Source organism: Paraburkholderia graminis C4D1M (assembly GCF_000172415.1).
Classification (GTDB): domain Bacteria; phylum Pseudomonadota; class Gammaproteobacteria; order Burkholderiales; family Burkholderiaceae; genus Paraburkholderia; species Paraburkholderia graminis.
The window spans coordinates 1-20,951 of sequence record NZ_ABLD01000033.1 but is presented as its reverse complement, the minus strand read 5'-3'; the positions used below and the strand labels follow the sequence as shown (position 1 = coordinate 20,951).

Here is a 20,951-nt window from a genome sequence, read left to right as displayed (position 1 = left end):
CAGTTAGCCGGGCCGGGCCGGGCTGGGACGCGTGCCGCCGATGAACGACAGGCAGTTCCTCGGCTCAGCAACGGATCGAAGTCTGTATGAGGGCCGCCCGGCTGACATAGCGGGCCCCGGCAAGCTTCTGCACTGGCGCCCCCCTCATCGAGACAAAGAAAATAGCGTTATCTTCATTCCGCCACAGGAATCCAGGCAGCACTCGCCGCATCGCTAGACCTGAACGCCGGAAACCTGGCCCCCAGCTCCGTGACAGTCTTGATGTCGTTCTTCACGAGATCGTCACGCATAATAAGCGTAGGCTTGACCACGATATGATGCGCAAGACCCTCACCCGCCACTGCCAAAGCCGCGGCCCGCACAGAAACAGCGCCAACCACCGCGGGATTAGTCGCAGCGGTCGCTACCCACGCACTATTAGGCGCGCGAATCGCCTCTATGTCCGCAGTCGAGATATCGGCACTGTAAATGCGAACCTTTGATCCTAGTTTCGCTTCATCCGCCGCCAGCTTCGCGCCGCGTGCAAATTCATCATAAGGCGCAAAGACCACACGAATCTCAGGATGCGCACGGTACGCCGCCGCGGCCTGGTTCGCGACCGATTGCGCAATCGGATTGTTCACGGTCCCAAAGCGCGCCTTCTCCTGCACCTGTGGATGCGCACTCTTGAACTCGCGCCACACGGCATCGCGCCGGTCCAGCGGCGCAAAGCCCGCCACATAGACATAGCCGGCGGAGAACGCGTCGCCGTTATCCTTGACCGCCTGATTCAACAGCAGCGTCGCAAGGTCATGATCGCTCTGCTCGATCTGCGGCACCTTCGGGTTGTTCAGGTCGACGTCGAATGCAACCACCTTGATGCCTTTATCCAACGCTCGCTGCACCACGTCCTTAAGCGACTCCGGCAACCCATGATTTACGATGATCGCCGACACGCCAAGGCTGATCGCCTGCTGAATCTGCTCGCGTTGTTCGGCGGCATCCTGCCGCCCCTCGTAAATGCGCAGATCGATCCCAAGCGCCTTGGCCTGCTTCTGCGCGCCGGCTTCATAGGCCTGGAAGAAATCGCCCTCCGAAAGATAGTTGACCAACGCAATCTTCACGCCGCCCTTGTCGAACGGTGCAGGTGCGCCCTTGAGCGGCGCGGCGTGCGTCGGCTGACCAACGCCCAGCATCGCCGCCGCGGAGAACAACGTCAATGCAACAGCCATGCGTCGCGCGCGCAACGTGTGACTAAAAATCGATTTCATCGGAGGTCTCCTGCAAACCGGTTAACGTAGTGATGGGTGAATGCAAACTCATTCGGCGTGCGCCGTATGTCGAGCCCGGTAGCGCGCGCCAGGATGCGGTTCCGCAAGACGCGCCCCCTTGCCATGCAATTTTTCGCGGAGCGAACCGTTCGAATACTCGGTCTTGTACACGCCGCGGCGCTGCAATTCCGGCACGACGAGATCGACGAAATCGCTAAACGTTTCGTGCGTCAGTGCATAGGCGAGATTGAAACCGTCGACGTCGGTCTCTTCGACCCACGACTGCAACTCGTCGGCAATCTCCTGCGGATCACCCACCGACAACGGTCCAAGTCCGCCAATGCCACCCCACTTCGCAATCTCGCGTACGGTCCATACGCGCGTGGGATCGGCGCTCGATAGAGCCTCCACCGCGGATTGCACCGCATTGCTCTCGACGTGACGCAGCGGCTCGTCCAGTTCGTACTTCGACAGGTCGATGCCTGTCCAGCCCGACATCAACGCGAGCGCCCCCTCGTCGCTTGCATAGCGCCGATAATCCGCATGTTTTGCATGGGCCTCGGCGGAGGTCTTTCCGGTAATCACCGTATGCAGATTGAAAATCAGCACGTCATGCGGATCGCGGCCGAATGACTTCACGCGAGCGCGAATATCCGCGACGAACTGCTTGAGAATGGTGCGCGACGGCGCCGCGATGAAAATGCACTCGGCGTGCTGCGCGGCGAAGTCCTTCCCTCGCTTCGATGCGCCCGCCTGGTACAGCACCGGCGTACGCTGCACAGAAGGCTCGCAAAGGTGGATGCCCGGCACGTCGAAGTACTTGCCGTGATGCTCGATGGGATGCACCTTCGACGGCTCGGTAAAGACCTGTCGTTCGCCATCGCGCACAACGGCGTCGTCTTCCCATGACGACTCCCATAGCTTGTAGCAAACGTCCAGATATTCTTCGGCGAGCGCATAGCGTTCGTCGTGATTCGCCTGGCTCGGCAAACCGACATTGCGCGCTGCGCTATCCAGATACGACGTCACGATGTTCCAGCCCACGCGCCCGTTGGTCAGATGATCGAGCGTCGACATGCGCCGCGCAAACGGATATGGGTGCTCGTACGAAAGCGAGCACGTCACGCCAAAGCCGAGATGCTGGGTGACATTCGCCATCGCCGAAACGAGCAGGATCGGATCGTTGACGGGCACCTGCGCCGCCTGACGGATCGCCGCTTCGCCGTTGCCCTTGAAGACATCGTAAATGCCGAGCACATCCGCGATGAACAGGCCATCGAACTTGCCGCGCTCGAGCAGCTTCGCAAGATCGGTCCAGTAATCGAGGTGCTTGTATCGCCACGATGTGTCACGCGGATGCGCCCACAAGCCCGGCGACTGATGCCCAACGCAATTCATGTCGAACGCGTTTAGACGGATCTGTCTGGCCATAATCGGATCCAGTTAGGTTGATGCAAAAAGGAAGCGGCGAGCGCGCTAAATCGCGCCGTGACGCGGCGGCAGCACGTCGTTCAGAAAGTAGTTGCCGACGGCGATGTATTTCCAGCGCACCGGATCATGCAGCGTATGCGTGCGGGCATTGCGCCAGTGGCGGTCGAGGTTGTGCTCGCTCAACGTGGACTGCGTGCCCGCCAGTTCGATCAGACGCGTCGAGGCCTGCAACGCTATTCCGTTGTGGCAGCACGCGCCTGCGCCACCGCAATCGATGCAGCAGCAACAGTCTGCTCATTCGACTCCTGAGCCGCGAGGTCCACCTTGCGTCCTGCGCGCTCAACCAGCGCGTCCGCGGCATTGAGTTGCAACGCGAGCTTGCCGAACAATTCGATCGTCAGCGGATCGTCGCTTGCGCGTTCCACGCCGCTGTCGATCCACGGACGCGACCGCTCGCGAACGAAGCGCCGTGCATCGGCGAACGCGGCGCGCGCAATGCCGAGATCCACCGCCGCATGAATCAATTGACCGACCGGCCCTACCGTCGTGGGCTTCGCATTGAACGCCGCGCTATACGGCACGACGGCGGCGGCTTCCACATAAACGTTATCGAGCGTGGTCGTGCCGCTACCCGTGGTCCGCTGACCAAATCCCGACCAGTCATCCACCACGGACAAGCCCGGCGTCTGTGCGCTCGCAAACGCCACATGCAGCGTATTGTCGGAAGCCTTCGCGACAATGGGAATCCACTGCGCAAACAGCGCACCCGTCGAATAGAACTTCGTCCCGTTGATGCGAAAGCCGTTGCCATCCGGTGTCAACGTGGTGCGGTAATCAGCGACGGTTCGGGTGCCGCGCTCAGACAGCGCATTGCCGAATCGTTCGCCCGCAAGCGCCCGTTCGAAGTAAAACGCCTGCTGTTCGCGCGTGCCGTTAACCCGCAACACGTCCAGCATATAGAAGTGATTTTGCGGAATCTGGCCTATTGCAGGATCGGCTTCGGAGATGATTGCGGTTACCTCGGCCAGCGTCGCAAACGACACCTGCGGTCCACCGAATTCGCGTGGCACAGCAATGCCCCAAAGACCGCTCGACGAGTAGGCTTCGATTTCCGCATGCGGCAAGCGGCGCTCACGGTCGCGCTGCGACGCTTCGCGGGCGAAGTCGCGCGCTAACTGGCGCGCGACGTGCAGCGCTTCTTCGTCGTTGGCAATCCGCCTTGCTTCGCTACGCGCCGCCGGTTCTGTCAAAGCATTCATAGCATCAGTTCCACGCATGCCGGGCCGGTTTGACGCCGTTCAGATAGTAGTTGCCGACAAGGTGATATTTCCAGCGCACCGGATCATGCAAGGTATGCGTGCGCGCATTGCGCCAGTGGCGATCCAGATTGTGTTCGCTCAAGGTGGACTGCGTGCCTGCAAGCTCGAACAGCTTTTCGCTCGCCAGTAGTGCGATTTCCGTGGTCAGGACTTTGGCCTCGCCGACTGCGACGGAAGCTAGCGCCACATCGTCCTCGCTGGTGTCGCCCTTGGCGGCGATCGCGTCGAGTGTCCGTGCGGCGCGTTCCAGCAGCGCCTCGGCGGCGTGCAGCTGAATATGCAGGTGGCCGATTTCACGCACCGTCAGCGGATCGTCGCCGGCGCGCTCGACATTGCTATCGATCCACGGCCGCGAGCGCGTGCGCACGAACGTCAGCGTGTCGTTCACCGCGGCCTGTGCGATGCCCGCGTCGATCGCCGCCTGAATGATCTGCGAAACCGGTCCGTTCAAGGTGGGGAAATCGGACACGCGATGCGCAGGGAACACATGCGACGCAGGCACGCGCACGCCCTCGAGCACGACCGTACCGCTCGCCGTGGTGCGTTGCCCAAAGCCCGACCAGTCGTCGATCACATTCAGACCCGGCGTGCCCTTCGGTATATACGCGAGCCAGCCTTTACGCTCGTCATCGAGGCCCAGCACCGGCACGAAGTGCGCAAACAACGCCCCCGTCGAGTAGAACTTGGTGCCGTCGACCACGTAGTCGTCACCGTCACGCCGCACGCGCGTCTTCAGATCCAGTACGTGTTTCGTGCCCTTTTCCGAAAAGCCGTTACCGAAGCGCTTGCCGCTCACTATCTGCGCAAAGAAATAGCGCTTCTGTTCTTCCGTCCCTGTCAGCGAAATGACATCCACCAGACCGAAGTGGTTTTGCGGCAACTGTCCGAGCGACGGATCTGCTGCTGCAACGATCTTGATCACTTCCGTCAGCGTCACGAAGGACACGCCCGCGCCGCCATACGCCTTCGGCACGGTGATCGCCCACAGGCCCGATTGCGAAAACCATTCAATTTCCTCGTGCGGCAAGCGGCGTTCGCGATCACGCTGAGCGGCGTCCCTGGCGAGACGCACAGCCAGTTCATGGGCGACGGCAATCGCCTCGGCGTCATCCGCAATGACACGCGCGGCATGTTGATGCACACCGCTTGCCTGCGACGCGTTCGCTTCGTTCGCTTCATGTACCTCGGCCATACGAATCTCCGCTTGAGTGACTGATTACACAATCTATCAGCGGGTACGACGCGCGCAAACTGAACGTTTATGAAATGAATATTCCTTCGGATGGCAAACGAATTTTTCCGCCTTCGCAGATAAGCACTTCGCAGCCGACCTGATAAAGATAGTCCGATTCGATAGTTTCATGCGCGATGCGTTGTTGATTAGAGTCATCGCAGGATGGACCTTCTTGCCTCTTCAAACCGGACACCATGAAACGCCCTCTGCCCACTCTGCCCAGTCTGTTCTCGCTGCTGGCCGCAACCGCTTTCACACTTGCCGGAGGCCTCTTCTCTTTAGCGCACGCGCAAGGCGAAACGCCCGCAGCGGCGTCCACGGGCGATAACGCCGCGCCGGTGCCCTCGCTCAAGGGCAAGCGCATCGGCATTACTGTGGCAGGCACGGATCATTACTGGGATCTGAAAGCCTACCAGGGCGCCGTGGATGAAGTAAAACGCCTCGGCGGCACACCGATCGCGCTCGACGCGGGCCGCAACGACAACCGCCAGATTGCGCAGATCCAGACGCTGATCGCGCAGAAGCCCGATGCCATCATCGAACAATTGGGCACTGCAACAGTACTGGAGCCGTGGTTGCAGAAAATACGCCAGGCCAACATCCCGCTGTTCACAATCGACACAGCATCTCCGTCGAGCATCAACGACACGACTTCGGATAACTTCTTCATCGGCGAACAGCTTGCGCTGAAGCTCGTCAACGACATTCACGGCGAGGGCAACATCCTCGTATTCAATGGTTTTTACGGCGTGCCGGTTTGCGCAATCCGCTACGACCAGTTGAAAGCCGTGCTGAAGTACTACCCGAAAGTGCACATCATCCAGCCCGAGTTGCGCGATGTAATCCCGAACACGGTGCAAAGCGCGTATGCGCAAGTGAGCCAGTTGCTCGCGAAGTATCCGAAGGGGCAGATTGCCGCGATCTGGTCGGCATGGGACGTGCCGCAGGTCGGCGCCACCCAGGCCGTGGATGCCGCGCATCGAAATGAAATCAGAACCTACGCCGTGGATGGCAGCCCGGACGTCGTGGCGCTCGTCAAGGACCCGAAGTCGAGCGCAGGCGCCGTGGTCGCACAGCAACCGGCGTTGATCGGCAAGACGGCCGTGGACAACGTCGCGCGCTACCTCGCGGGCGACCGCACCTTGCCGCCCTACACTTACGTGCCGTCTATTCTCGTCACCAAGGACAACGCCGGCAACGTCCAGCAAACCCTGGGACAACTCGGCTCGAAATGAATCCAAAGGCGCATCCTTCCGCGCTTGTGCTGCGCGACGTCGTCAAACATTTCGACGGCGTGCCCGCGCTGCGCGGCGCGTCGCTCGACGTGGCGCGCGGCAGCGTACACGGTCTGATCGGCCAGAACGGCGCGGGCAAATCGACGCTGATCAAGATTCTCGCCGGCATTCACGCAGCGGATTCAGGCACGATCAGCGTCGACGGCATCGAACAACCGCTCGATGCGTCCGCTCACACGCATGGGTCCGGCATTGGCTTCATCCATCAGGAACGCATGTTGCCGGCCACCTTCACGGTCGCGGAAGCGCTCTGGCTAGGCGACGAACGCAGCTTCGGTCCACGCGCGGCGGGGCCGTTTCGTCTACTGGATGTGCGCCGCATGCAGCGCGATGCGCGTGACGCGTTGCAGACACACTTCGGTGTCGACTTGCCGCCCAACCGGCTGATAGGCGATCTCAGCGTCGCTGAACAGCAGATCGTGCAGATCACGCGCGAACTGATTCGCGAGCCGCGCATTCTCGTCTTCGACGAACCGACCGCGGCGCTGGTGAGCCGCGAAGTGGACCGCTTGCTGCAGACCATCGATCGTCTGCGGCAACGCGGCCTGACCATCCTTTACGTGTCGCACTACCTCAACGAAATCGCGGCTGTCTGCGATCGCGTGACCGTGCTGCGCGACGGCGCGGACGTCGCTCATGTCGATGCACGCACCACCTCTACGGAGTCGCTCGTCACGGCAATGATCGGCGCGCAGCCGCAAACGCGTATGCCCCAGTCGGCGCGCACACCTGGCGAAACCGTGTTGAGCGTACGCAAATTGAGCGCGCAAAACCGCTTCGACGACGTCTCGTTCGATGTGCGGCGCGGCGAGATTATCGGCGTGACCGGTTTACTCGGCTCCGGCGGCAAGCAGGTGATCCGCAGTCTGTTCGGGCTTGAACGCGGCGTCGAGGGCGTGATCGAAATCGACGGCAAGCCGGTACGTTTGCGACGTCCGCAGGACGCCGTGCGCCGACGCATTGCCTTCGTTCCGGAAGACCGGCGCGCGCATGGCGTTGCGCCCGCGCTTTCCGTGCGCGAGAACACGACGCTTGCCAGTCTCGCGCGCTTCAGTCGTTTCGGGCTGCTGAAGCAACGCAGCGAGACCCTCGCCGTGCAAGGTCTGATCGAGGATCTGGCCGTGCGCACGCCGGGCACGGAAGCGCCGGTGCGGCATCTGTCCGGAGGCAACCAGCAGAAAGTCGCGCTCGCGAAGTGGCTGAGCCGCGCGTCGTCGGTGTATCTGCTCGATGAGCCTACAGTCGGCGTCGACATCGGCGCGAAGACGGAGATCTATCGTCTGCTGGACCGGCTTGCGCGGGACGGTGCTGCCGTAGTGCTGTTCTCCAGCGATCTGATCGAACTGCTCGGCATGACCGACCGCGTGCTGGTGATGGCGCGTGGCCGGATCGTACGCGAACTCGTCTCACGCGAAGCCGATAGCCAGGACGTACTCGCATGGGCAACCGGTGCACGCGGCGCGTCATCGCAACAGGAGGTTGCCGCATGAGCAAGGTTCTCGAAAACGCGCCACGTAGCGGCAAATTCGAAATACCCGAGCGCTTCTTCGGCGCGCAATGGTGGCTGCGCAGCGGTGCGGCGCTCGCCTTTGCCGCAGTGTTCGTCGGCTTTGCCATCAGTTCGCCGCTCTTTTTCAGCCTCGCCAATCTGGCCAACGTCGTGCAGCAATCCGCGGTAGTTGGAATACTCGGCTTTGGGTTGACGATTGTGCTGATAGGCGGCGGTGCCGATCCGATCAGAGGCGGCCTTGATCTGTCCGTCGCGGCCAATCTCGGGCTGAGTGCGGCGGTGTACGCGGTGACGCTGCGCGACGGCTTTTCGCCTTTGAGCGCTTTCGCGCTGACGCTGGCAGCGGGCGCCGCAGTCGGTGCGCTCAACGCGTTCGCCGTGATCGTACTGCGCATCTTCCCGTTGCTTGCCACACTGACGACGATGAATCTCTGCGCCGGATTCGAACTGGTGCTCACGCAGAATACGTCGGTGCCTGCAAGCGGAGCATTGCCCGGCTTCCTGCTCGACAATGGCGCGCTTGGCGTGCCCCATCTTGCGTATGCATTGCTGCTCGTTGCCGCGCTCTTCACCGCGCTGATTCACTACACGCCGTTCGGATTGCGCTTGCGCGCGGTCGGCGCTCATCGCGACGCCGCGCAGGCAGCGGGCGTTCGAACTCATCGCTACATTGCGGCCAGTTACGTGTTGAGCGGCGTGGCGGCTGCGTTGGCGGCACTGGCTTCCACCGCGCTAGTCAGCGGCAGTTCACCGGGCGCGGGAGAAAATCTGCTGGCGACCGTCGCGGCGGCATTGCTCGGCTTCGTGTTTTCGCGGCGTCTCGTGCCGACCATTCCGGGCACGCTGCTCGCCGTGCTTTTTATCGGCGTGATCAGCAACGGCTTTCAACTCGACAATGTATCGAGCTATTGGGTCAACGGAGTGGAAGGCGTGTTGATTCTGTTTGTGGTCGCCACCACTGCTCTTGTGCGCCGCCGTCATGCGGGGAGTCATGCCCATGATTGAAACCATCGGACGCTTTCAGCGCTTCGCGCTAGTCGGCGCATTGATCGCCGTGATCGTTTTCTTTGCGGTTTTTGCGCCCGGTTTTGCGCGGGCCGGCAATCTCGCCGACGTTCTTCTCAACAACTTCGCATTGCTCGCTATCGCCTCGCTTGGCATGACGCTCGCATTGTCCCTGGGTGCGATCGATCTGTCGCTCGGCACGTCTATCGACGTCGCCAGTCTCGCGTTCGTGCTGTTGAGCGCACATCATGTGGGCGTGTTGCCGGCGGCATTGGGCGGTCTCGCCGCCGCATTCGTAATTGGCGCGTTCAACGGCGTATTGATCGGCAGACTCGGCATCGCGCCGTTTCTCGCGACGCTCGGCACGTTGTTCATCGGACAAACCGTGCAACAACTCGCGACCGATGGCGGACAGCCCGTGTATCTGTTGAATATGGCGTTGCCGCCGCTATTCAGTGCGCTCGCGCATGGCGCCGTAGCCGGCCTCCCGGTGCCGTTATGGATCGTCGCTGCATTGGCGCTTATCGTACACGTCACGCTTTCGCGCTCCGCGTTCGGCAGGGCGATCACGGCGCTTGGCGCGCAACCTGGCGTTGCGCGCTATTCGGGGCTGCCGGTGGCGACGATCACGGCAGTGACTTTTATCGCCAGCGCGTTGATTTATGGCGTCGTGGGACTGCTGCTTTCGTCCACCGTCAAAGCGTACGTTCCGCAGGCCGGCAACGGTTATCTGCTCAATGCGATCGGTGCGACGTTTATCGGCACCACGTTGTCGCCGACGCGCCGTCCTGGCGTCGTCGGCACCTTGCTTGGCGTGCTGCTGCTCAGTCTGGTCGCAAACGGACTGTTGCTGATCGGCTGGAATTTCTACTGGCAACAAGTGGCGACCGGCGCATTGATCTTCGCCGTGCTGGCCGTCAGCTTCGCTCAACGCCGAACCCGTTATGCGTGAGATTCCGCGCCACGTCCCACGCTAAACGTAAATGCCAACGCGCCGACCAGCAGCACACCCTTGATGAAATCCTGCATGTAGTACGGCGCGTTGAGCATCGTCAAGCCGTTCAACAACACACCGACGAACACCGCGCCGACGACCGTGCCGAACACGTTCGGCCGCTTGGCGCCCCACACCGCGTATCCGACCAGCGATGCCGCGACGGCATCGAGCAGCATCGAATGGCCCGCGCTGACATCGCCACGGCCGACGCGCGCGGCAATCAGCACGCCGCCCAGCGAAGCAATCGCGCCCGACACGACATACGCGGCAATCCGGTAGCGCGCAGTCGGTGCACCAGCGAGACGCGCCGCCGTCTCGTTGCCGCCGATTGCGTAAATGACGCGGCCCCAGCGCGTGCTTTCCATCAGCACGCAAGCCACCACCGTCAACACGGCAAGCACGATCACCGGCAGCGGCACGACGTCGAATAGACGCAGACGTCCGAGCGCCAGGAACGCATCGGGGAATACGCCGGTCGTTTCCGTGCCGTCGGGCAGGATCGTACCCGTGGCGAGCGAACGGCCACCTGTGGGTATCAATTGCAAGCCGGCGAGCAGAAATAGCGTGCCGAGCGTGGCAAGCTGATCCGGCACGCGCAGGCGCGTAATCAACAGGCCGTTGAAGAGACCGGCCAGCACGCCGAGGACAAGGCACGCGGCGACCGCCGCGAGCGTATTGCCGTGCCAGACGATCAACACATAGCTCGCCGCCATCTGCGCCGATGCGGCCACGCTGCCCACCGACAGATCGAAACCGCCCGCCGCAAGCGTCACGGTCACGCCGATTCCGAGCAGCGCCACAATCGACACCGACTGCAAAATGCTGAACAGGTTGTCGATATTCAGAAACGCCGGCTGGTTGAGCGCAAAGACGACGATCAGTAGCGCGAGCACGAGGAGCATACCGGTTCGTTCGAGGTGGCCTCGCAGGCTGCGCAATGCGCCGCCTTTGCGTGCGACCGCGGTTCGTGCCGCATGAGCGTTTTGATCGACGGCCTCGGATGCAATCGAAGAGCTGGTTTTCATGAGTGAGCGTGGAGATTGAGGTCGGAATGGGCGGCAGGCTCGAGCGTGGCCCGATCGAAACGGACGACGCGATCGGCGATCTCGAGCGCCTCCTCGAGATCGCTGACGAAAACGAGCGTGGCGCGTTGGCCGGCGTGACGCCGCAACGTGTCGACGATATCGGCGCGTGCGCCCGCATCGACGCCCTGAAACGGTTCGTCGAGCAGCAGCAAACGCGCGGGTTGCGCATGCCAGCGCGCGAGCACGACCTTCTGCTGATTGCCGCCTGATAGACGCGTGAGCCGGTCATCCGGACCCGTGCAGCGAATCCCGAAGTTGTCGATTGCGTCGGCCGCCGCGCGCTGTTCGCGGCCGCGATTGACCACGCCCCGCCTGAACCAGCGCGTGAGAAACGGAAAGCTGAGCGTGCCCGCGATCGACGCGAACGGTACGCTGTCCGGAAACAGCGACGTACGCCAACGGTCTTCGCCCGCGAGGAAGACACCGGCGCGGATTGCGTCGGCAGGTGAGCGCGGACGCCACGGCTTGCCGTCGAGCGTCATCGTGCCGGACGCTGTGCGGATCGCGCCGAAAATGGCCCGTGCAAAACGCGACTTGCCCCCGCCGACCGGCCCGGCGATCGCGACGATTTCGCCTTGCTGCACGTCGAGATCGAAAGAGACGCTGCCGGGCGTCAATTGCAGATCGCGCACGCTGAAGCAGGGCTTCTGAGCGGAGAGAGCAGCATGAGTGGAGACGGCCGCGTTGCGATCGCTGCGCAGTTTGCGGCCGATCATCGTTTCCACTGCGGCGTTGAAATCGATCGGCGCGCGTAAGTCGGAGACGATGCGGCCGTCGCGCACAATTGTCACGCGCTGCGCAATACGACGCAGGTCGCCGAGCCGATGCGATACCAGCAGAATCGCAACACCTTCATCGCGCAAGCGCTCGAGCAACGCAAAGAGACGCTCGGCCTCCGGCTCGGAAAGACTGGCCGTGGGTTCATCGAGGATCAGCAGCGCCGGTCGCGTAGCCAAAGCACGCGCCAGCGTCACGAGCTGCTGCGCGGCGAGCGACAGCGACGCCAAGGGTGCAGCCAGATCGGCGTCCAGCCCTACCCGCGCGGCCAACGGCGCCGCGTCGCGAATGCGCGCTGCCGGCGGCGCGCGCCACGGCGAGGCCGGATCGCACAGGCGGTCGAGCAACAGGTTGTCCGCTATGGAAAGCGCCGGCACCACAGCTTCCGCAATGGACTGGTGCACGGTCGCAATGCCGAGCTGTTTCGCGTGATGCGGCGACGCGGGCTGGAACGGCTCGCCACGCAAGCTCAGATTGCCGCCGTCCGGGCGATAAACGCCACTCAAGATTTTGACGAGTGTGGATTTGCCCGCGCCGTTGGCGCCCATCAGCGCGACGACTTCACCGGCGCTGATCGAGAAGTCGACGGAATCGAGCGCCAGCGTGGGGCCGAAGCGTTTCGAGACGGCGGCGACGGTCAGAATGGGAGCGGCCATCGAAGAGCGCGCAGCGTAACTGCGCTCGTAGCGAATGACCGACCATCGTAGCTAGCGGATATCAGCCGGCCAACGAAGCGTTGCTCATATCGATAGTGTGACCGCTTTCTCTTCCCGGGCCCGATATCGGCCCGGAGACCGAACGGCAATCAACGGGCGACTAGCCTCCACCCAAATGCCAAACGCGCATAACCTTCGATGAATCGCTTATTGGAGCAACGCGCGCTCTTCTTTCTATACTCGATTCCGGTCAGCACTCACCAACGACGAGTGCCAAAACTCACACGCGGATATCGAACCATGAGCCTACGTCCTTTGCATGACCGCCTGATCGTCAAGCGTCTCGACCAGGAAACCAAAACCGCTTCGGGCATCGTGATTCCTGAAAGCGCTGCCGAAAAACCCGATCAGGGCGAAGTTATCGCCATTGGTCCGGGCAAGCGCGATAGCGACGGCAAGCGCGTCGAACCTGACCTCAAGGTCGGCGAGCGCGTGCTGTTCGGCAAATATGCGGGACAGTCGGTCAAAGTCGACGGCAACGAACTGCTCGTGCTGCGCGAAGAAGATGTTGTGGCAGTGGTCACTCAATAACGAACGGAGCGTCAAATCATGGCAGCAAAAGAAATCATCTTCAGCGACGTCGCCCGCTCGAAACTCGTCGAAGGCGTCAACATTCTGGCCAACGCGGTCAAGGTCACGCTCGGTCCGAAGGGCCGCAATGTTGTGCTCGAACGCAGCTTCGGTTCGCCCATCGTGACCAAGGACGGCGTCTCGGTCGCCAAGGAAATCGAATTACCGGACCGCGTGCAGAACATCGGCGCGCAGCTCGTGAAGGAAGTCGCCTCGCGCACCAGCGACGCCGCCGGCGACGGCACCACCACCGCGACCGTGCTCGCGCAAGCCATCGTGCGTGAAGGACAGAAGTATGTGGCGGCGGGCCTCAATCCGCTGGACCTGAAGCGCGGCATCGACAAGGCCGTGATCGCCGCGATCGACGAGCTCAAGAAGATCAGCAGGCCGACCACGACCAGCAAGGAAATCGCTCAGGTCGCGACGATCTCGGCCAACGGCGAAGAGTCGATCGGCCAGCGGATTGCCGAAGCGATCGACCGTGTCGGCAAGGAAGGCGTGATCACCGTGGAAGACGGCAAGTCGCTCGACGATGAGCTCGACGTGGTGGAAGGTCTGCAATTCGATCGTGGCTACCTGTCGCCGTATTTCATCAACGATCAGGACAAACAGGTGGCCGTGCTCGATAACCCGTTCGTGCTGCTGCACGACAAGAAGGTGTCGAACATCCGCGATCTGCTGCCGGTTCTGGAACAGGTCGCGAAAGCCGGCCGGCCGCTTCTGATCATCGCGGAAGATGTCGAAGGCGAAGCGCTGGCTACGCTGGTGGTCAACAACATTCGCGGCATTCTGAAGACGGTTGCTGTGAAGGCGCCAGGCTTCGGCGATCGCCGCAAGGCGCTGCTCGAAGACATCGCGATTCTGACCGGCGGCCAGGTGATCGCCGAAGAAACGGGACTGTCGCTCGAAAAAGCGACGCTCGCGGAACTCGGTCAGGCCAAGCGGATCGAGGTCGGCAAGGAAAACACCACCGTCATCGACGGCGCGGGCGACAGCAAGAACATCGAAGCACGCGTGAAGCAGATTCGCACGCAGATCGAGGAAGCCAGTTCGGACTACGATCGCGAGAAACTGCAGGAACGGGTCGCGAAACTGGCGGGCGGCGTGGCCGTCATCAAGGTCGGCGGCGCGACCGAGATCGAGGTCAAGGAAAAGAAAGACCGTGTCGACGACGCGCTGCATGCAACGCGTGCCGCTGTCGAGGAAGGCATCGTGCCGGGCGGCGGCGTCGCGCTGATTCGCGTGAAGCAGGCTATCAGTGCGCTCAAGGGCGTGAATGCCGATCAGGATGCGGGCATCAAGATCGTGCTGCGCGCGCTAGAAGAACCGCTGCGGCAGATCGTGACGAATGCCGGCGAAGAGGCCAGCGTGGTCGTCGCGAAAGTGGCGGAAGGCACGGGCAATTTCGGCTACAACGCGCAGACCGGCGAGTACGGCGACCTGGTGGAATCGGGCGTGCTCGATCCGACCAAGGTGACGCGCACGGCGTTGCAAAACGCGGCATCGGTCGCGGGTCTGCTGCTCACCACCGACGCCACCGTCCATGAAGCGCCGAAGGATGCGCCGGCAGCGGGACAGCCGGGCGGTCCCGGCGCGGGCGGGCCGGGACTCGATTTCTAAGTACCCGTACCGTCTGCCGCAAGGCATCGCGCGCTTGCACTGCGCGCGGTTAAACGCAAGGGACACGGGCCGGTATTCGCTTTGTCGCGAGCCGGCCTGTGTCTGTTCTGCTCTCGCCTGCTCTCCGCTCACGGCCCGCAGCCGATGCGCAAACTCATCGCATCAACGCACCGCCACGCCGTGTTGTTCATCGCGCACCGTACCGCTTTCGGTTTCGGTTTCCGTTTCCGTTTCCGTTGCCGCATCGATGCGCGTGGCGTGAGCCCGCCGTTCCCGCAACAACATGCGAGACGCAATCCATTGCAGCGCGGAGCACAAAACCAGATACACGATCCCGACGAATACGAAAATCTGCGCGGGATAAATCATCAGACGGCTGTTGACCTGATTGGCGAGAAACGTGAATTCCGGCACGCCGACGATATACGCGAGCGACGTGTCCTTGACGAGCGACACCCACTGATTCACGAATGACGGCAGCATGATGCGCACAGCCTGCGGCAGCACCACATGACGCAATGCCTGCCAGCGCGTGAGCCCGAGCGACAGCGCCGCCTGCTGCTGGCCCGCGCCGACCGACACGATCCCCGCATGCACCGCATGCGACAGATACGCGCCGCCGATCAGCGACAGCGCGCAGACCACCGCGACGAGGCCCGGCACGTCGATATGCAGCAGCATCGGCATCAGGAAGAAGGTCCAGAAGATCAGCATCAGCACCGGAATTGCGCGGAAAAACGCGACGATTCCGAGCAGCACCACGTATGCGCCGCCGCGTGTCAGCGCGAGCGCCACGCCGCCCGCCAACCCCACGACGGCGGACAGCAACGCCGACACCACCGAGAGCACGACCGTCAGCGCCGCGCCGCCCAGCGGCCCGTTGGGAAACGCACCGAGCAGCAGATAGCGCAGCGTCGGCAGCCACTCGAGCGCGGTCATGCTCGCCCCCGTTGCAGCGCGCGTACGCCCGTGTGCTGCCAGATCACGAGAGCCATTTCGATCAGCGCGATGGTGCCGACATACAGCACGGTCGCCGTGCCGAACGCCTGAAAAGTCCGGAAGCTTTCCGTGTCGACCTGGCGAGACGCATAAGACAACTCGGCGACGCCGATCGCCATCGTCAGCGACGAGTTCTTCACGATATTCATGTATTGCCCCGCGAGCGGCGGCGTGGCGATCCGCACCGCTTGCGGCAGCACCACGTGCCGCAAGGTCGCGTAACGCGTCATGCCCAATGCCGCGCTCGCCTGATATTGCGCGATGCCCACGCCGCGGATTCCGGCGCGAAACTCCTCGGCGATAAAGGCCGTGCTGTAGCACGTCAGCCCGAGCCAGCCGGCGAACAGTTCGAAGCTCGGCCAGTGCAGCGCAAACGGCCCGGCGCTCAGGACATGCGGCGTGTTCAGCCACGTCATCCACGCGGAAGGCAGCAGCGTGGCCGCGCCGAAGTACCAGAACAGCAATTGGACCAGCAACGGAGAATTGCGAAACACGAGTACGTAGAGCTTCGCCGCCGTGGCGACCGCACGATGTTGCGCGATGCGGGCCATTGCCAGCCCGAATCCAAGCAACGTCGCGCACACGCTCACGCACGCCGACAGGATCAGCGTGATCAGAAAGCCGTGGGCGAGCCAGCCGAGATAGCGCGGGTCCAGCCAGAAGTTCATCAAATGCATTTGGAGAAAACGCGGTCCTGTATCAGCAAGAAGGCCCGGTCACGCGTTTCGTGACCGGGCCATGTCGAGACGGCTGTCAAGCGACGGGCGTTCAGCTCTTCTGCGGATCGCCGATCCTGAACAGACGCGGCAGCGGCGCGGCGCTCTTCGGGCCGAACCAGGTATCGTAGATCGTGCCGGCCGTGCCCTTGGCTTCGAGATCCTTCAGCGTGTCGTTGACGACATTCAGCAGGCGCGTCTCGCCCTTCGGCACGCCCACGCCTTCGTAGTCGTTGGAGATCGTGAACGGCGGGATCTCGTAGTTCGCCTTGTCCGGTACCTTCGCCAGCAACGCGACGAGCTTCGGTCCGTCCTGCGTGATCGCCTGCACGTTGCCCGTGCGAAGCGCGGCGAATGCGAACGGCGTGTCGTCGTAAGCGATGATCGTCGCGCTCGGGAATTGCGCTCGCACCTGCTGCTCATTGGTCGTGCCTTTGTCGGCGCCGATCCGCAAACCGTTCAACTGCTGCGGCGAAGTAAGCGTGCCCTTCTTCGCGATGAATTGCGTGCCCGACGCAAAATACGGAATGCTGAAATCCACTTCCTTCTTGCGGTCGTCGGTAATCGTAAAGTTGGCGAACACGAGATCCACCTTGCCCGACTTCAGGAACGCGATGCGGTTCGCCGGATTGGTCGGCTGGATCTCGAGCTTGACGCCGAGGCGCGTGGCGAGCGCCCGCGCATAATCGACGTCGAGCCCGACGATCTGATTGCTCTTCGGATCGACGAAGCCGAACGGCGGATTGCTGTCGAACGCGGCCACGCGCAATACGCCCGCCTTCTTGATGTCGTCGAGGCGATCCGCGTGCGCGGCAGCGGACATGACAAGCAGACTTCCGGCGATCACTGCGCCAAGCACTCTGAGATTCATAGCGGTGGTTTCCTGTTGTTTTGATGGGCCGCGCGCGAGGTCGAATAGCGCGTGCCTTAGCGTGAGAAGTGGACTCTAGCAACGCTTGCGGACAGCACAAACCAAGCAATTTTCAGGTGCTAAGCAGCGTTTCTGATAATGGGTGGGGCGCGGCGGGGTCCCTGGTTCGCGCCCGTCGAGTACCAGCACGCGGTCGGACAGACGCATCACGAGATCGAGCTTGTGCTCGATCAGCAAAATGGTGAGTCCGTCGCGTTTCTTCGCTCGACGCGCTTCGCCATGCCGGACTCGACGATACACAGATTCTCGATCTGAGCCACGCGATCGCGATCTTCGCGTGGGCAAACCGGCTGATGCTGAGTTTGGGGGAGCCGGTGTTTCCCGCGTAGAAAGGCTAGACTTCGCGCGTGTAAGGGCGCAAATCAACAAGTACAGCTTCCTTGCACGTTAGCCGGATATCAAGGCCAATGTTTGGTGTGAGGTCAAGCTGAATCAAGCCTTCCGGCGTTTCAGCAAGCGTCATTTCCGTAATCGTTGCTTCTTCTACCATACCGTTCACGTCGATATCCGACGCTCGAATATCCAGAAAGTCTAGTGTGGCGATGTAATCGGGTTTCCCTGGGACGGGCGGCGCACCATACCGGTTGTGAAGCACTTCCAGCCGAAGGTCTAGCATCTCGCGCGTGCGATTCCCCGGCAAAGGAAGACCGCTGACGCCTTCGTGCGTTCGCCGGATTCTCTGCAAACAGAATGAGCGTATAGCTGAATCGTGGAAAGACGAATATCCACCAAGAACCAATTCAAGCCGTTCACCATCCCTGGCAAGATGCCAACCCCATGTCCTGTTTGCCTTGCTCATGACAGTCCTCTATTCGGCGCGCGCCTAGTCAAAGTTGATTGGTGACATTGGAAGATGACTATTGTCCCGCACGCCGTCTGAAAAATTATGTCCGTGCGGGTCGCCGTGGCTTCCATGATATTGAGCCGAAAGATTGCCGTCTGAATCGAAATAATCGACGTCCTGTCCGTTGGGGTTGATTGCAAAGCCCCCAGGCTCGTTCCCTGTCATACGGACGCCCCGCGCCGCGACTTCTTCCTCATCGCCGTCCAGGATATCGGGCTGATAATCGAACGGCTGCGCATCGCCCAGCGGCGCAGCGGTTTCCGTGAGATCGCTCGCGGCGTCGGCCAGTGACGAAGGGGCCGCGTTCGCATTGCGGGCTGGACCCGCATTAATCCGGTCCTCCATGTCGTTATAGCGGTCAATATAAGCCGTCGCCGCATCGTAGGACATTCCGCAATCGTTCATTAACGAACTGCGGAAGCTGGGGAGCCCCTGGGGCGCGGGCGGCGGATTGCCACCCAAGCCGCCTGTGCGCGATTGCTCGGCAATGAGAACAACACTCTCGCCGCGGATCATGGACTGCAATGTCTCTATGACCTCGAGGTCAGCGCCATTCTTTGCCAGCCGCTCGTGCCAATAGAAATTCGTCCCGAGAAAAGCGCGGACCCGCCCAACAAGAGCGGCATCTTTAGCCCATATATCGGCGTATGCACGTTGGGAGAACTTCTTGCCTTCTTCAACCGCCTGTTTTTGCTCTGTAGAGAGAAAGATGCGCCCGCTCGCGTAGGCATCCTTACTGTACATCACCCAGCGTTGAAACGAATCTGTCTTCAGTTCGGTTCCACCCATCGCCAGCCTCGTCGCTTATGACGGCGTAACGCTAGCAGATTGCCGGAGACCTATGTTTTTGGGATATTCGCCGATTTTTTTGCGGAGGGATCGGTCTGTCGGCACGCGCGCATCGGCGACAAACCCGACCGTCGCGGGTCGGCCTTCATGCCGGCGTCGACAGACAGATAGCCGTTTGCGTGACTAACTAAATGCTCGGGTCATCCAAAGGGTGCTCGTGGGCGACGGCTCGGCCATTGCCGACAACCTAGCCGACCGACGTCACATATCCGCCATCGGGCGCGTCGTGCGGAAGGGACCAGCCGAAATAAACCTCTGCCTCGACGATCTTGCCGCCGCGGACGGTCAGCCGCTCCGTATTGCGGAATCGTCGACTGCCAAGAGTCGTTGCTTCGTAAACGACGAACACCTGTTCGCCATGAACAACGACATCGACGAACTGAAAGTCGGTAATCGTCTCGCTGTTCGGCCAACAACGCGTGAAGTAAGTGCTGCGATCCAGGCGGTTATCCAGAGGGCTAGTGAAATGGAAGTCAGCGCCGATCAGCGCCTCGATGGCGGCGCGGTCCTTACGTACGTAGGCGAGATAGCTCGCACGGGCGATGTCGGCAGGATCTTGCTGCATATACGTCGTCTCCATTGAATGTTTCAGGAAAGCGCCTCAACGGCCCGTTCCCGCAGGTGGACCTGCGGAAAACTCAGGTGCATCGCAGGCTCCTGGCCATTGTCGACCCGACCGGCGCCGCCTTCTTTGCCCCTCATGCGTCCACGATCACTTCAAACCCGCCGTAGATCAGCCGCTTGCCGTCGAACGGCATCGGATTCGTGTCAGGCTGCAGCCGTGGATCAGCCATCACCGCTTTCATGCCGTCGTCTCGTGCCTGACGCGAAGGCCAGACAACCCAGGAGAACACCACCGCCTCGTCATGCTGCCGTTTGACCGCCATCGGAAAAGACGTCAGCTTCCCTTCCGGGACGTCGTCTCCCCAGCACTCGACCACCTTCAATGCGCCGTGCTCCTTGAAGACGGCCGCTGCCGATTCGGCATGCTTCCTGTACGTTTCGCGATTGGCCGTGGGCACCGCGGCGACAAACCCATCTATGTAAGTCATGAACGATCTCCGGTTTGCGTAAGTCATGAATAAGGGCGCAAAAGCGACGTCGGGACCGCATTGCCGCAATCTTGCCGCCCTATACACACGACGAACCACGCTTGAGGAAATCGACAAAGCTCACGATAAATTTCGTCCGCGGGCGCGCGCACTGGAAGATCAGGACTGACTCGAGCCGCCGGCGACAGGCACCTGAATCCTCGCAACGGAAGCCCGCGAAATAATCAGACTAACAGCGGAAAGTGCGAGGAAGCCCAACGAGCTGCAGATGACACCCGCAAAACCGAACACTGGATAGACATGCCCCGCCACTGCCGAACCAAAGCCGATTCCGCAAAATACGAACGACGCAGTCAACGCTAATGCAGTCCCGCGCCGGTCCGGCACCATCTCGACGATCCGGCGCTGCTGGGAAGGCCACAGCAGATCCGTGGCGAATGCCCAGGCAGCAAGCGCAACGAAGAACCATTGCAGATGGGGTGGCGTCATCCAAAGCAACGCGAGGTCGACGGCGAGCAGCGCGAGCCCAGCGGTCAACATCGCTTCCGCGCTATAGCGCCTCGCGGCACGCGTCACGAAAAGGTTGCCTGCGACGCCGGCAACGCCCAGCACGACAAGCGCGGCCGATACAGCGCTGGAACCGGCATGGAACGTGTCGCGAACAATCGGCGCAATAAACGAGTACGTCGAATAGACGCCTGCCGCGATGAAAACACGACGAGAAACGCGCTGAGTGTCTCGGTACGGCTTA

19 protein-coding genes and 3 pseudogenes are annotated in these 20,951 nt (G+C 61.8%); 7 read left to right on the top strand and 15 right to left on the bottom strand.

From position 1 onward, the window contains the following. Nucleotides 1–173: 173 nt before the first annotated feature. From BGRAMDRAFT_RS29915 to BGRAMDRAFT_RS29900, 4 genes and pseudogenes are all read right to left on the bottom strand, one after another. A complete protein-coding gene (locus BGRAMDRAFT_RS29915) occupies nucleotides 174–1,250 on the bottom strand; it encodes a substrate-binding domain-containing protein (protein WP_006052648.1) in 1,077 nt (358 codons plus the stop codon). A gap of 48 nt (nucleotides 1,251–1,298) precedes the next feature. Beyond that, nucleotides 1,299–2,681: an LLM class flavin-dependent oxidoreductase gene (locus tag BGRAMDRAFT_RS29910; protein WP_006052647.1), complete on the bottom strand. Its 1,383-nt coding sequence runs from the start codon at nucleotides 2,679–2,681 to the stop codon at nucleotides 1,299–1,301. A 45-nt stretch (nucleotides 2,682–2,726) separates the two neighbouring features. Continuing rightward, nucleotides 2,727–3,940, bottom strand: a pseudogene (locus BGRAMDRAFT_RS29905) (SfnB family sulfur acquisition oxidoreductase). 4 nt (nucleotides 3,941–3,944) lie between these two features. Then, nucleotides 3,945–5,192 carry an SfnB family sulfur acquisition oxidoreductase gene (locus BGRAMDRAFT_RS29900; protein WP_006052644.1) on the bottom strand — a complete coding sequence of 416 codons (1,248 nt, stop codon included), beginning with the start codon at nucleotides 5,190–5,192 and terminating at the stop codon, nucleotides 3,945–3,947. Between the two features lie 236 nt (nucleotides 5,193–5,428). Here BGRAMDRAFT_RS29900 and BGRAMDRAFT_RS29895 point away from each other — a divergent pair, with 236 nt between their 5' ends. The 4 genes from BGRAMDRAFT_RS29895 to BGRAMDRAFT_RS29880 are packed head-to-tail and all read left to right on the top strand — an operon-like array spanning nucleotide 5,429 to nucleotide 9,996. Next, nucleotides 5,429–6,469: a sugar ABC transporter substrate-binding protein gene (locus tag BGRAMDRAFT_RS29895; protein WP_006052643.1), complete on the top strand. Its 1,041-nt coding sequence runs from the start codon at nucleotides 5,429–5,431 to the stop codon at nucleotides 6,467–6,469. Then, nucleotides 6,466–8,019, top strand: a complete 1,554-nt coding sequence (locus tag BGRAMDRAFT_RS29890) for a sugar ABC transporter ATP-binding protein (RefSeq protein ID WP_006052642.1) — start codon at nucleotides 6,466–6,468, stop codon at nucleotides 8,017–8,019. Before BGRAMDRAFT_RS29895 ends, BGRAMDRAFT_RS29890 begins: the two co-directional genes overlap by 4 nt. Then, nucleotides 8,016–9,044: an ABC transporter permease gene (locus BGRAMDRAFT_RS29885; protein ID WP_006052641.1), complete on the top strand. Its 1,029-nt coding sequence runs from the start codon at nucleotides 8,016–8,018 to the stop codon at nucleotides 9,042–9,044. Before BGRAMDRAFT_RS29890 ends, BGRAMDRAFT_RS29885 begins: the two co-directional genes overlap by 4 nt. Then, a complete protein-coding gene (locus tag BGRAMDRAFT_RS29880) occupies nucleotides 9,037–9,996 on the top strand; it encodes an ABC transporter permease (protein ID WP_006052640.1) in 960 nt (319 codons plus the stop codon). The genes BGRAMDRAFT_RS29885 and BGRAMDRAFT_RS29880 overlap by 8 nt, the downstream gene beginning before the upstream one ends. Here BGRAMDRAFT_RS29880 and BGRAMDRAFT_RS29875 read toward each other — a convergent pair. Beyond that, on the bottom strand, nucleotides 9,987–11,066 hold the full coding sequence (locus BGRAMDRAFT_RS29875) for an ABC transporter permease (RefSeq protein ID WP_006052639.1): 1,080 nt from the start codon (nucleotides 11,064–11,066) through the stop codon (nucleotides 9,987–9,989). The genes BGRAMDRAFT_RS29880 and BGRAMDRAFT_RS29875 overlap by 10 nt on opposite strands. Beyond that, the gene (locus BGRAMDRAFT_RS29870; protein ID WP_006052638.1) at nucleotides 11,063–12,559 is read right to left on the bottom strand and encodes a sugar ABC transporter ATP-binding protein; all 1,497 of its coding nucleotides are present in this window, start codon (nucleotides 12,557–12,559) and stop codon (nucleotides 11,063–11,065) included. The genes BGRAMDRAFT_RS29875 and BGRAMDRAFT_RS29870 overlap by 4 nt, the downstream gene beginning before the upstream one ends. A gap of 300 nt (nucleotides 12,560–12,859) precedes the next feature. Between BGRAMDRAFT_RS29870 and BGRAMDRAFT_RS29865 the strand changes: the two genes are divergently transcribed. Beyond that, nucleotides 12,860–13,150 carry a co-chaperone GroES gene (locus tag BGRAMDRAFT_RS29865; RefSeq protein WP_006052637.1) on the top strand — a complete coding sequence of 97 codons (291 nt, stop codon included), beginning with the start codon at nucleotides 12,860–12,862 and terminating at the stop codon, nucleotides 13,148–13,150. 18 nt (nucleotides 13,151–13,168) lie between these two features. Next, nucleotides 13,169–14,809: a chaperonin GroEL gene (gene groL, locus BGRAMDRAFT_RS29860; RefSeq protein WP_006052636.1), complete on the top strand. Its 1,641-nt coding sequence runs from the start codon at nucleotides 13,169–13,171 to the stop codon at nucleotides 14,807–14,809. Nucleotides 14,810–14,971: 162 nt separating this feature from the next. Here groL and BGRAMDRAFT_RS29855 read toward each other — a convergent pair whose 3' ends face one another. From BGRAMDRAFT_RS29855 to BGRAMDRAFT_RS36210, 4 genes and pseudogenes are all read right to left on the bottom strand, one after another. Then, nucleotides 14,972–15,748, bottom strand: a complete 777-nt coding sequence (locus BGRAMDRAFT_RS29855) for an amino acid ABC transporter permease (RefSeq protein WP_006052635.1) — start codon at nucleotides 15,746–15,748, stop codon at nucleotides 14,972–14,974. After that, complete coding sequence (locus tag BGRAMDRAFT_RS29850) at nucleotides 15,745–16,485, bottom strand: amino acid ABC transporter permease (RefSeq protein WP_006052634.1); 741 nt, start codon at nucleotides 16,483–16,485, stop codon at nucleotides 15,745–15,747. Before BGRAMDRAFT_RS29850 ends, BGRAMDRAFT_RS29855 begins: the two co-directional genes overlap by 4 nt. A 91-nt stretch (nucleotides 16,486–16,576) precedes the next feature. Beyond that, entirely contained in the window at nucleotides 16,577–17,395 is an 819-nt protein-coding gene (locus BGRAMDRAFT_RS29845) for an ABC transporter substrate-binding protein (RefSeq protein WP_006052633.1), read from the bottom strand. A gap of 174 nt (nucleotides 17,396–17,569) precedes the next feature. Beyond that, nucleotides 17,570–17,653 (bottom strand): annotated as a pseudogene (locus BGRAMDRAFT_RS36210) (ABC transporter ATP-binding protein); the annotation flags it as partial. A 14-nt stretch (nucleotides 17,654–17,667) separates the two neighbouring features. Between BGRAMDRAFT_RS36210 and BGRAMDRAFT_RS35720 the strand changes: the two are divergent. Then, a pseudogene (locus BGRAMDRAFT_RS35720) lies at nucleotides 17,668–17,784 on the top strand (peroxidase-related enzyme); the annotation flags it as partial. 5 nt (nucleotides 17,785–17,789) lie between these two features. On the opposite strand, the gene BGRAMDRAFT_RS34110 reads toward BGRAMDRAFT_RS35720, so the two are convergent. The 5 genes from BGRAMDRAFT_RS34110 to BGRAMDRAFT_RS29820 all read right to left on the bottom strand — a co-directional run. Next, the gene (locus tag BGRAMDRAFT_RS34110; protein WP_006052632.1) at nucleotides 17,790–18,254 is read right to left on the bottom strand and encodes a type 1 glutamine amidotransferase family protein; all 465 of its coding nucleotides are present in this window, start codon (nucleotides 18,252–18,254) and stop codon (nucleotides 17,790–17,792) included. 24 nt (nucleotides 18,255–18,278) lie between these two features. Then, on the bottom strand, nucleotides 18,279–19,088 hold the full coding sequence (locus tag BGRAMDRAFT_RS29835) for a hypothetical protein (protein WP_006052631.1): 810 nt from the start codon (nucleotides 19,086–19,088) through the stop codon (nucleotides 18,279–18,281). 247 nt (nucleotides 19,089–19,335) lie between these two features. After that, nucleotides 19,336–19,713: a nuclear transport factor 2 family protein gene (locus BGRAMDRAFT_RS29830; protein WP_006052630.1), complete on the bottom strand. Its 378-nt coding sequence runs from the start codon at nucleotides 19,711–19,713 to the stop codon at nucleotides 19,336–19,338. A 133-nt stretch (nucleotides 19,714–19,846) separates the two neighbouring features. Further along, on the bottom strand, nucleotides 19,847–20,200 hold the full coding sequence (locus BGRAMDRAFT_RS29825; protein WP_006052629.1) for a DUF1428 domain-containing protein: 354 nt from the start codon (nucleotides 20,198–20,200) through the stop codon (nucleotides 19,847–19,849). Between the two features lie 159 nt (nucleotides 20,201–20,359). Then, the coding region (locus BGRAMDRAFT_RS29820) for an MFS transporter (protein ID WP_232292386.1) at nucleotides 20,360–20,951 on the bottom strand (592 nt) is incomplete at its 5' end.

What these genes read in the sequence shown, in the direction of transcription:
- BGRAMDRAFT_RS29915 (WP_006052648.1), bottom strand. Translation starts at nt 1,250, where the DNA reads ATGAAATCGATTTTTAGTCACACGTTGCGCGCGCGACGCATGGCTGTT.
- BGRAMDRAFT_RS29910 (WP_006052647.1), bottom strand. Translation starts at nt 2,681, where the DNA reads ATGGCCAGACAGATCCGTCTAAACGCGTTCGACATGAATTGCGTTGGG.
- BGRAMDRAFT_RS29900 (WP_006052644.1), bottom strand. Translation starts at nt 5,192, where the DNA reads ATGGCCGAGGTACATGAAGCGAACGAAGCGAACGCGTCGCAGGCAAGC.
- BGRAMDRAFT_RS29895 (WP_006052643.1), top strand. Translation starts at nt 5,429, where the DNA reads ATGAAACGCCCTCTGCCCACTCTGCCCAGTCTGTTCTCGCTGCTGGCC.
- BGRAMDRAFT_RS29890 (WP_006052642.1), top strand. Translation starts at nt 6,466, where the DNA reads ATGAATCCAAAGGCGCATCCTTCCGCGCTTGTGCTGCGCGACGTCGTC.
- BGRAMDRAFT_RS29885 (WP_006052641.1), top strand. Translation starts at nt 8,016, where the DNA reads ATGAGCAAGGTTCTCGAAAACGCGCCACGTAGCGGCAAATTCGAAATA.
- BGRAMDRAFT_RS29880 (WP_006052640.1), top strand. Translation starts at nt 9,037, where the DNA reads ATGATTGAAACCATCGGACGCTTTCAGCGCTTCGCGCTAGTCGGCGCA.
- BGRAMDRAFT_RS29875 (WP_006052639.1), bottom strand. Translation starts at nt 11,066, where the DNA reads ATGAAAACCAGCTCTTCGATTGCATCCGAGGCCGTCGATCAAAACGCT.
- BGRAMDRAFT_RS29870 (WP_006052638.1), bottom strand. Translation starts at nt 12,559, where the DNA reads ATGGCCGCTCCCATTCTGACCGTCGCCGCCGTCTCGAAACGCTTCGGC.
- BGRAMDRAFT_RS29865 (WP_006052637.1), top strand. Translation starts at nt 12,860, where the DNA reads ATGAGCCTACGTCCTTTGCATGACCGCCTGATCGTCAAGCGTCTCGAC.
- groL (WP_006052636.1), top strand. Translation starts at nt 13,169, where the DNA reads ATGGCAGCAAAAGAAATCATCTTCAGCGACGTCGCCCGCTCGAAACTC.
- BGRAMDRAFT_RS29855 (WP_006052635.1), bottom strand. Translation starts at nt 15,748, where the DNA reads ATGACCGCGCTCGAGTGGCTGCCGACGCTGCGCTATCTGCTGCTCGGT.
- BGRAMDRAFT_RS29850 (WP_006052634.1), bottom strand. Translation starts at nt 16,485, where the DNA reads ATGCATTTGATGAACTTCTGGCTGGACCCGCGCTATCTCGGCTGGCTC.
- BGRAMDRAFT_RS29845 (WP_006052633.1), bottom strand. Translation starts at nt 17,395, where the DNA reads ATGAATCTCAGAGTGCTTGGCGCAGTGATCGCCGGAAGTCTGCTTGTC.
- BGRAMDRAFT_RS34110 (WP_006052632.1), bottom strand. Translation starts at nt 18,254, where the DNA reads ATGAGCAAGGCAAACAGGACATGGGGTTGGCATCTTGCCAGGGATGGT.
- BGRAMDRAFT_RS29835 (WP_006052631.1), bottom strand. Translation starts at nt 19,088, where the DNA reads ATGGGTGGAACCGAACTGAAGACAGATTCGTTTCAACGCTGGGTGATG.
- BGRAMDRAFT_RS29830 (WP_006052630.1), bottom strand. Translation starts at nt 19,713, where the DNA reads ATGCAGCAAGATCCTGCCGACATCGCCCGTGCGAGCTATCTCGCCTAC.
- BGRAMDRAFT_RS29825 (WP_006052629.1), bottom strand. Translation starts at nt 20,200, where the DNA reads ATGACTTACATAGATGGGTTTGTCGCCGCGGTGCCCACGGCCAATCGC.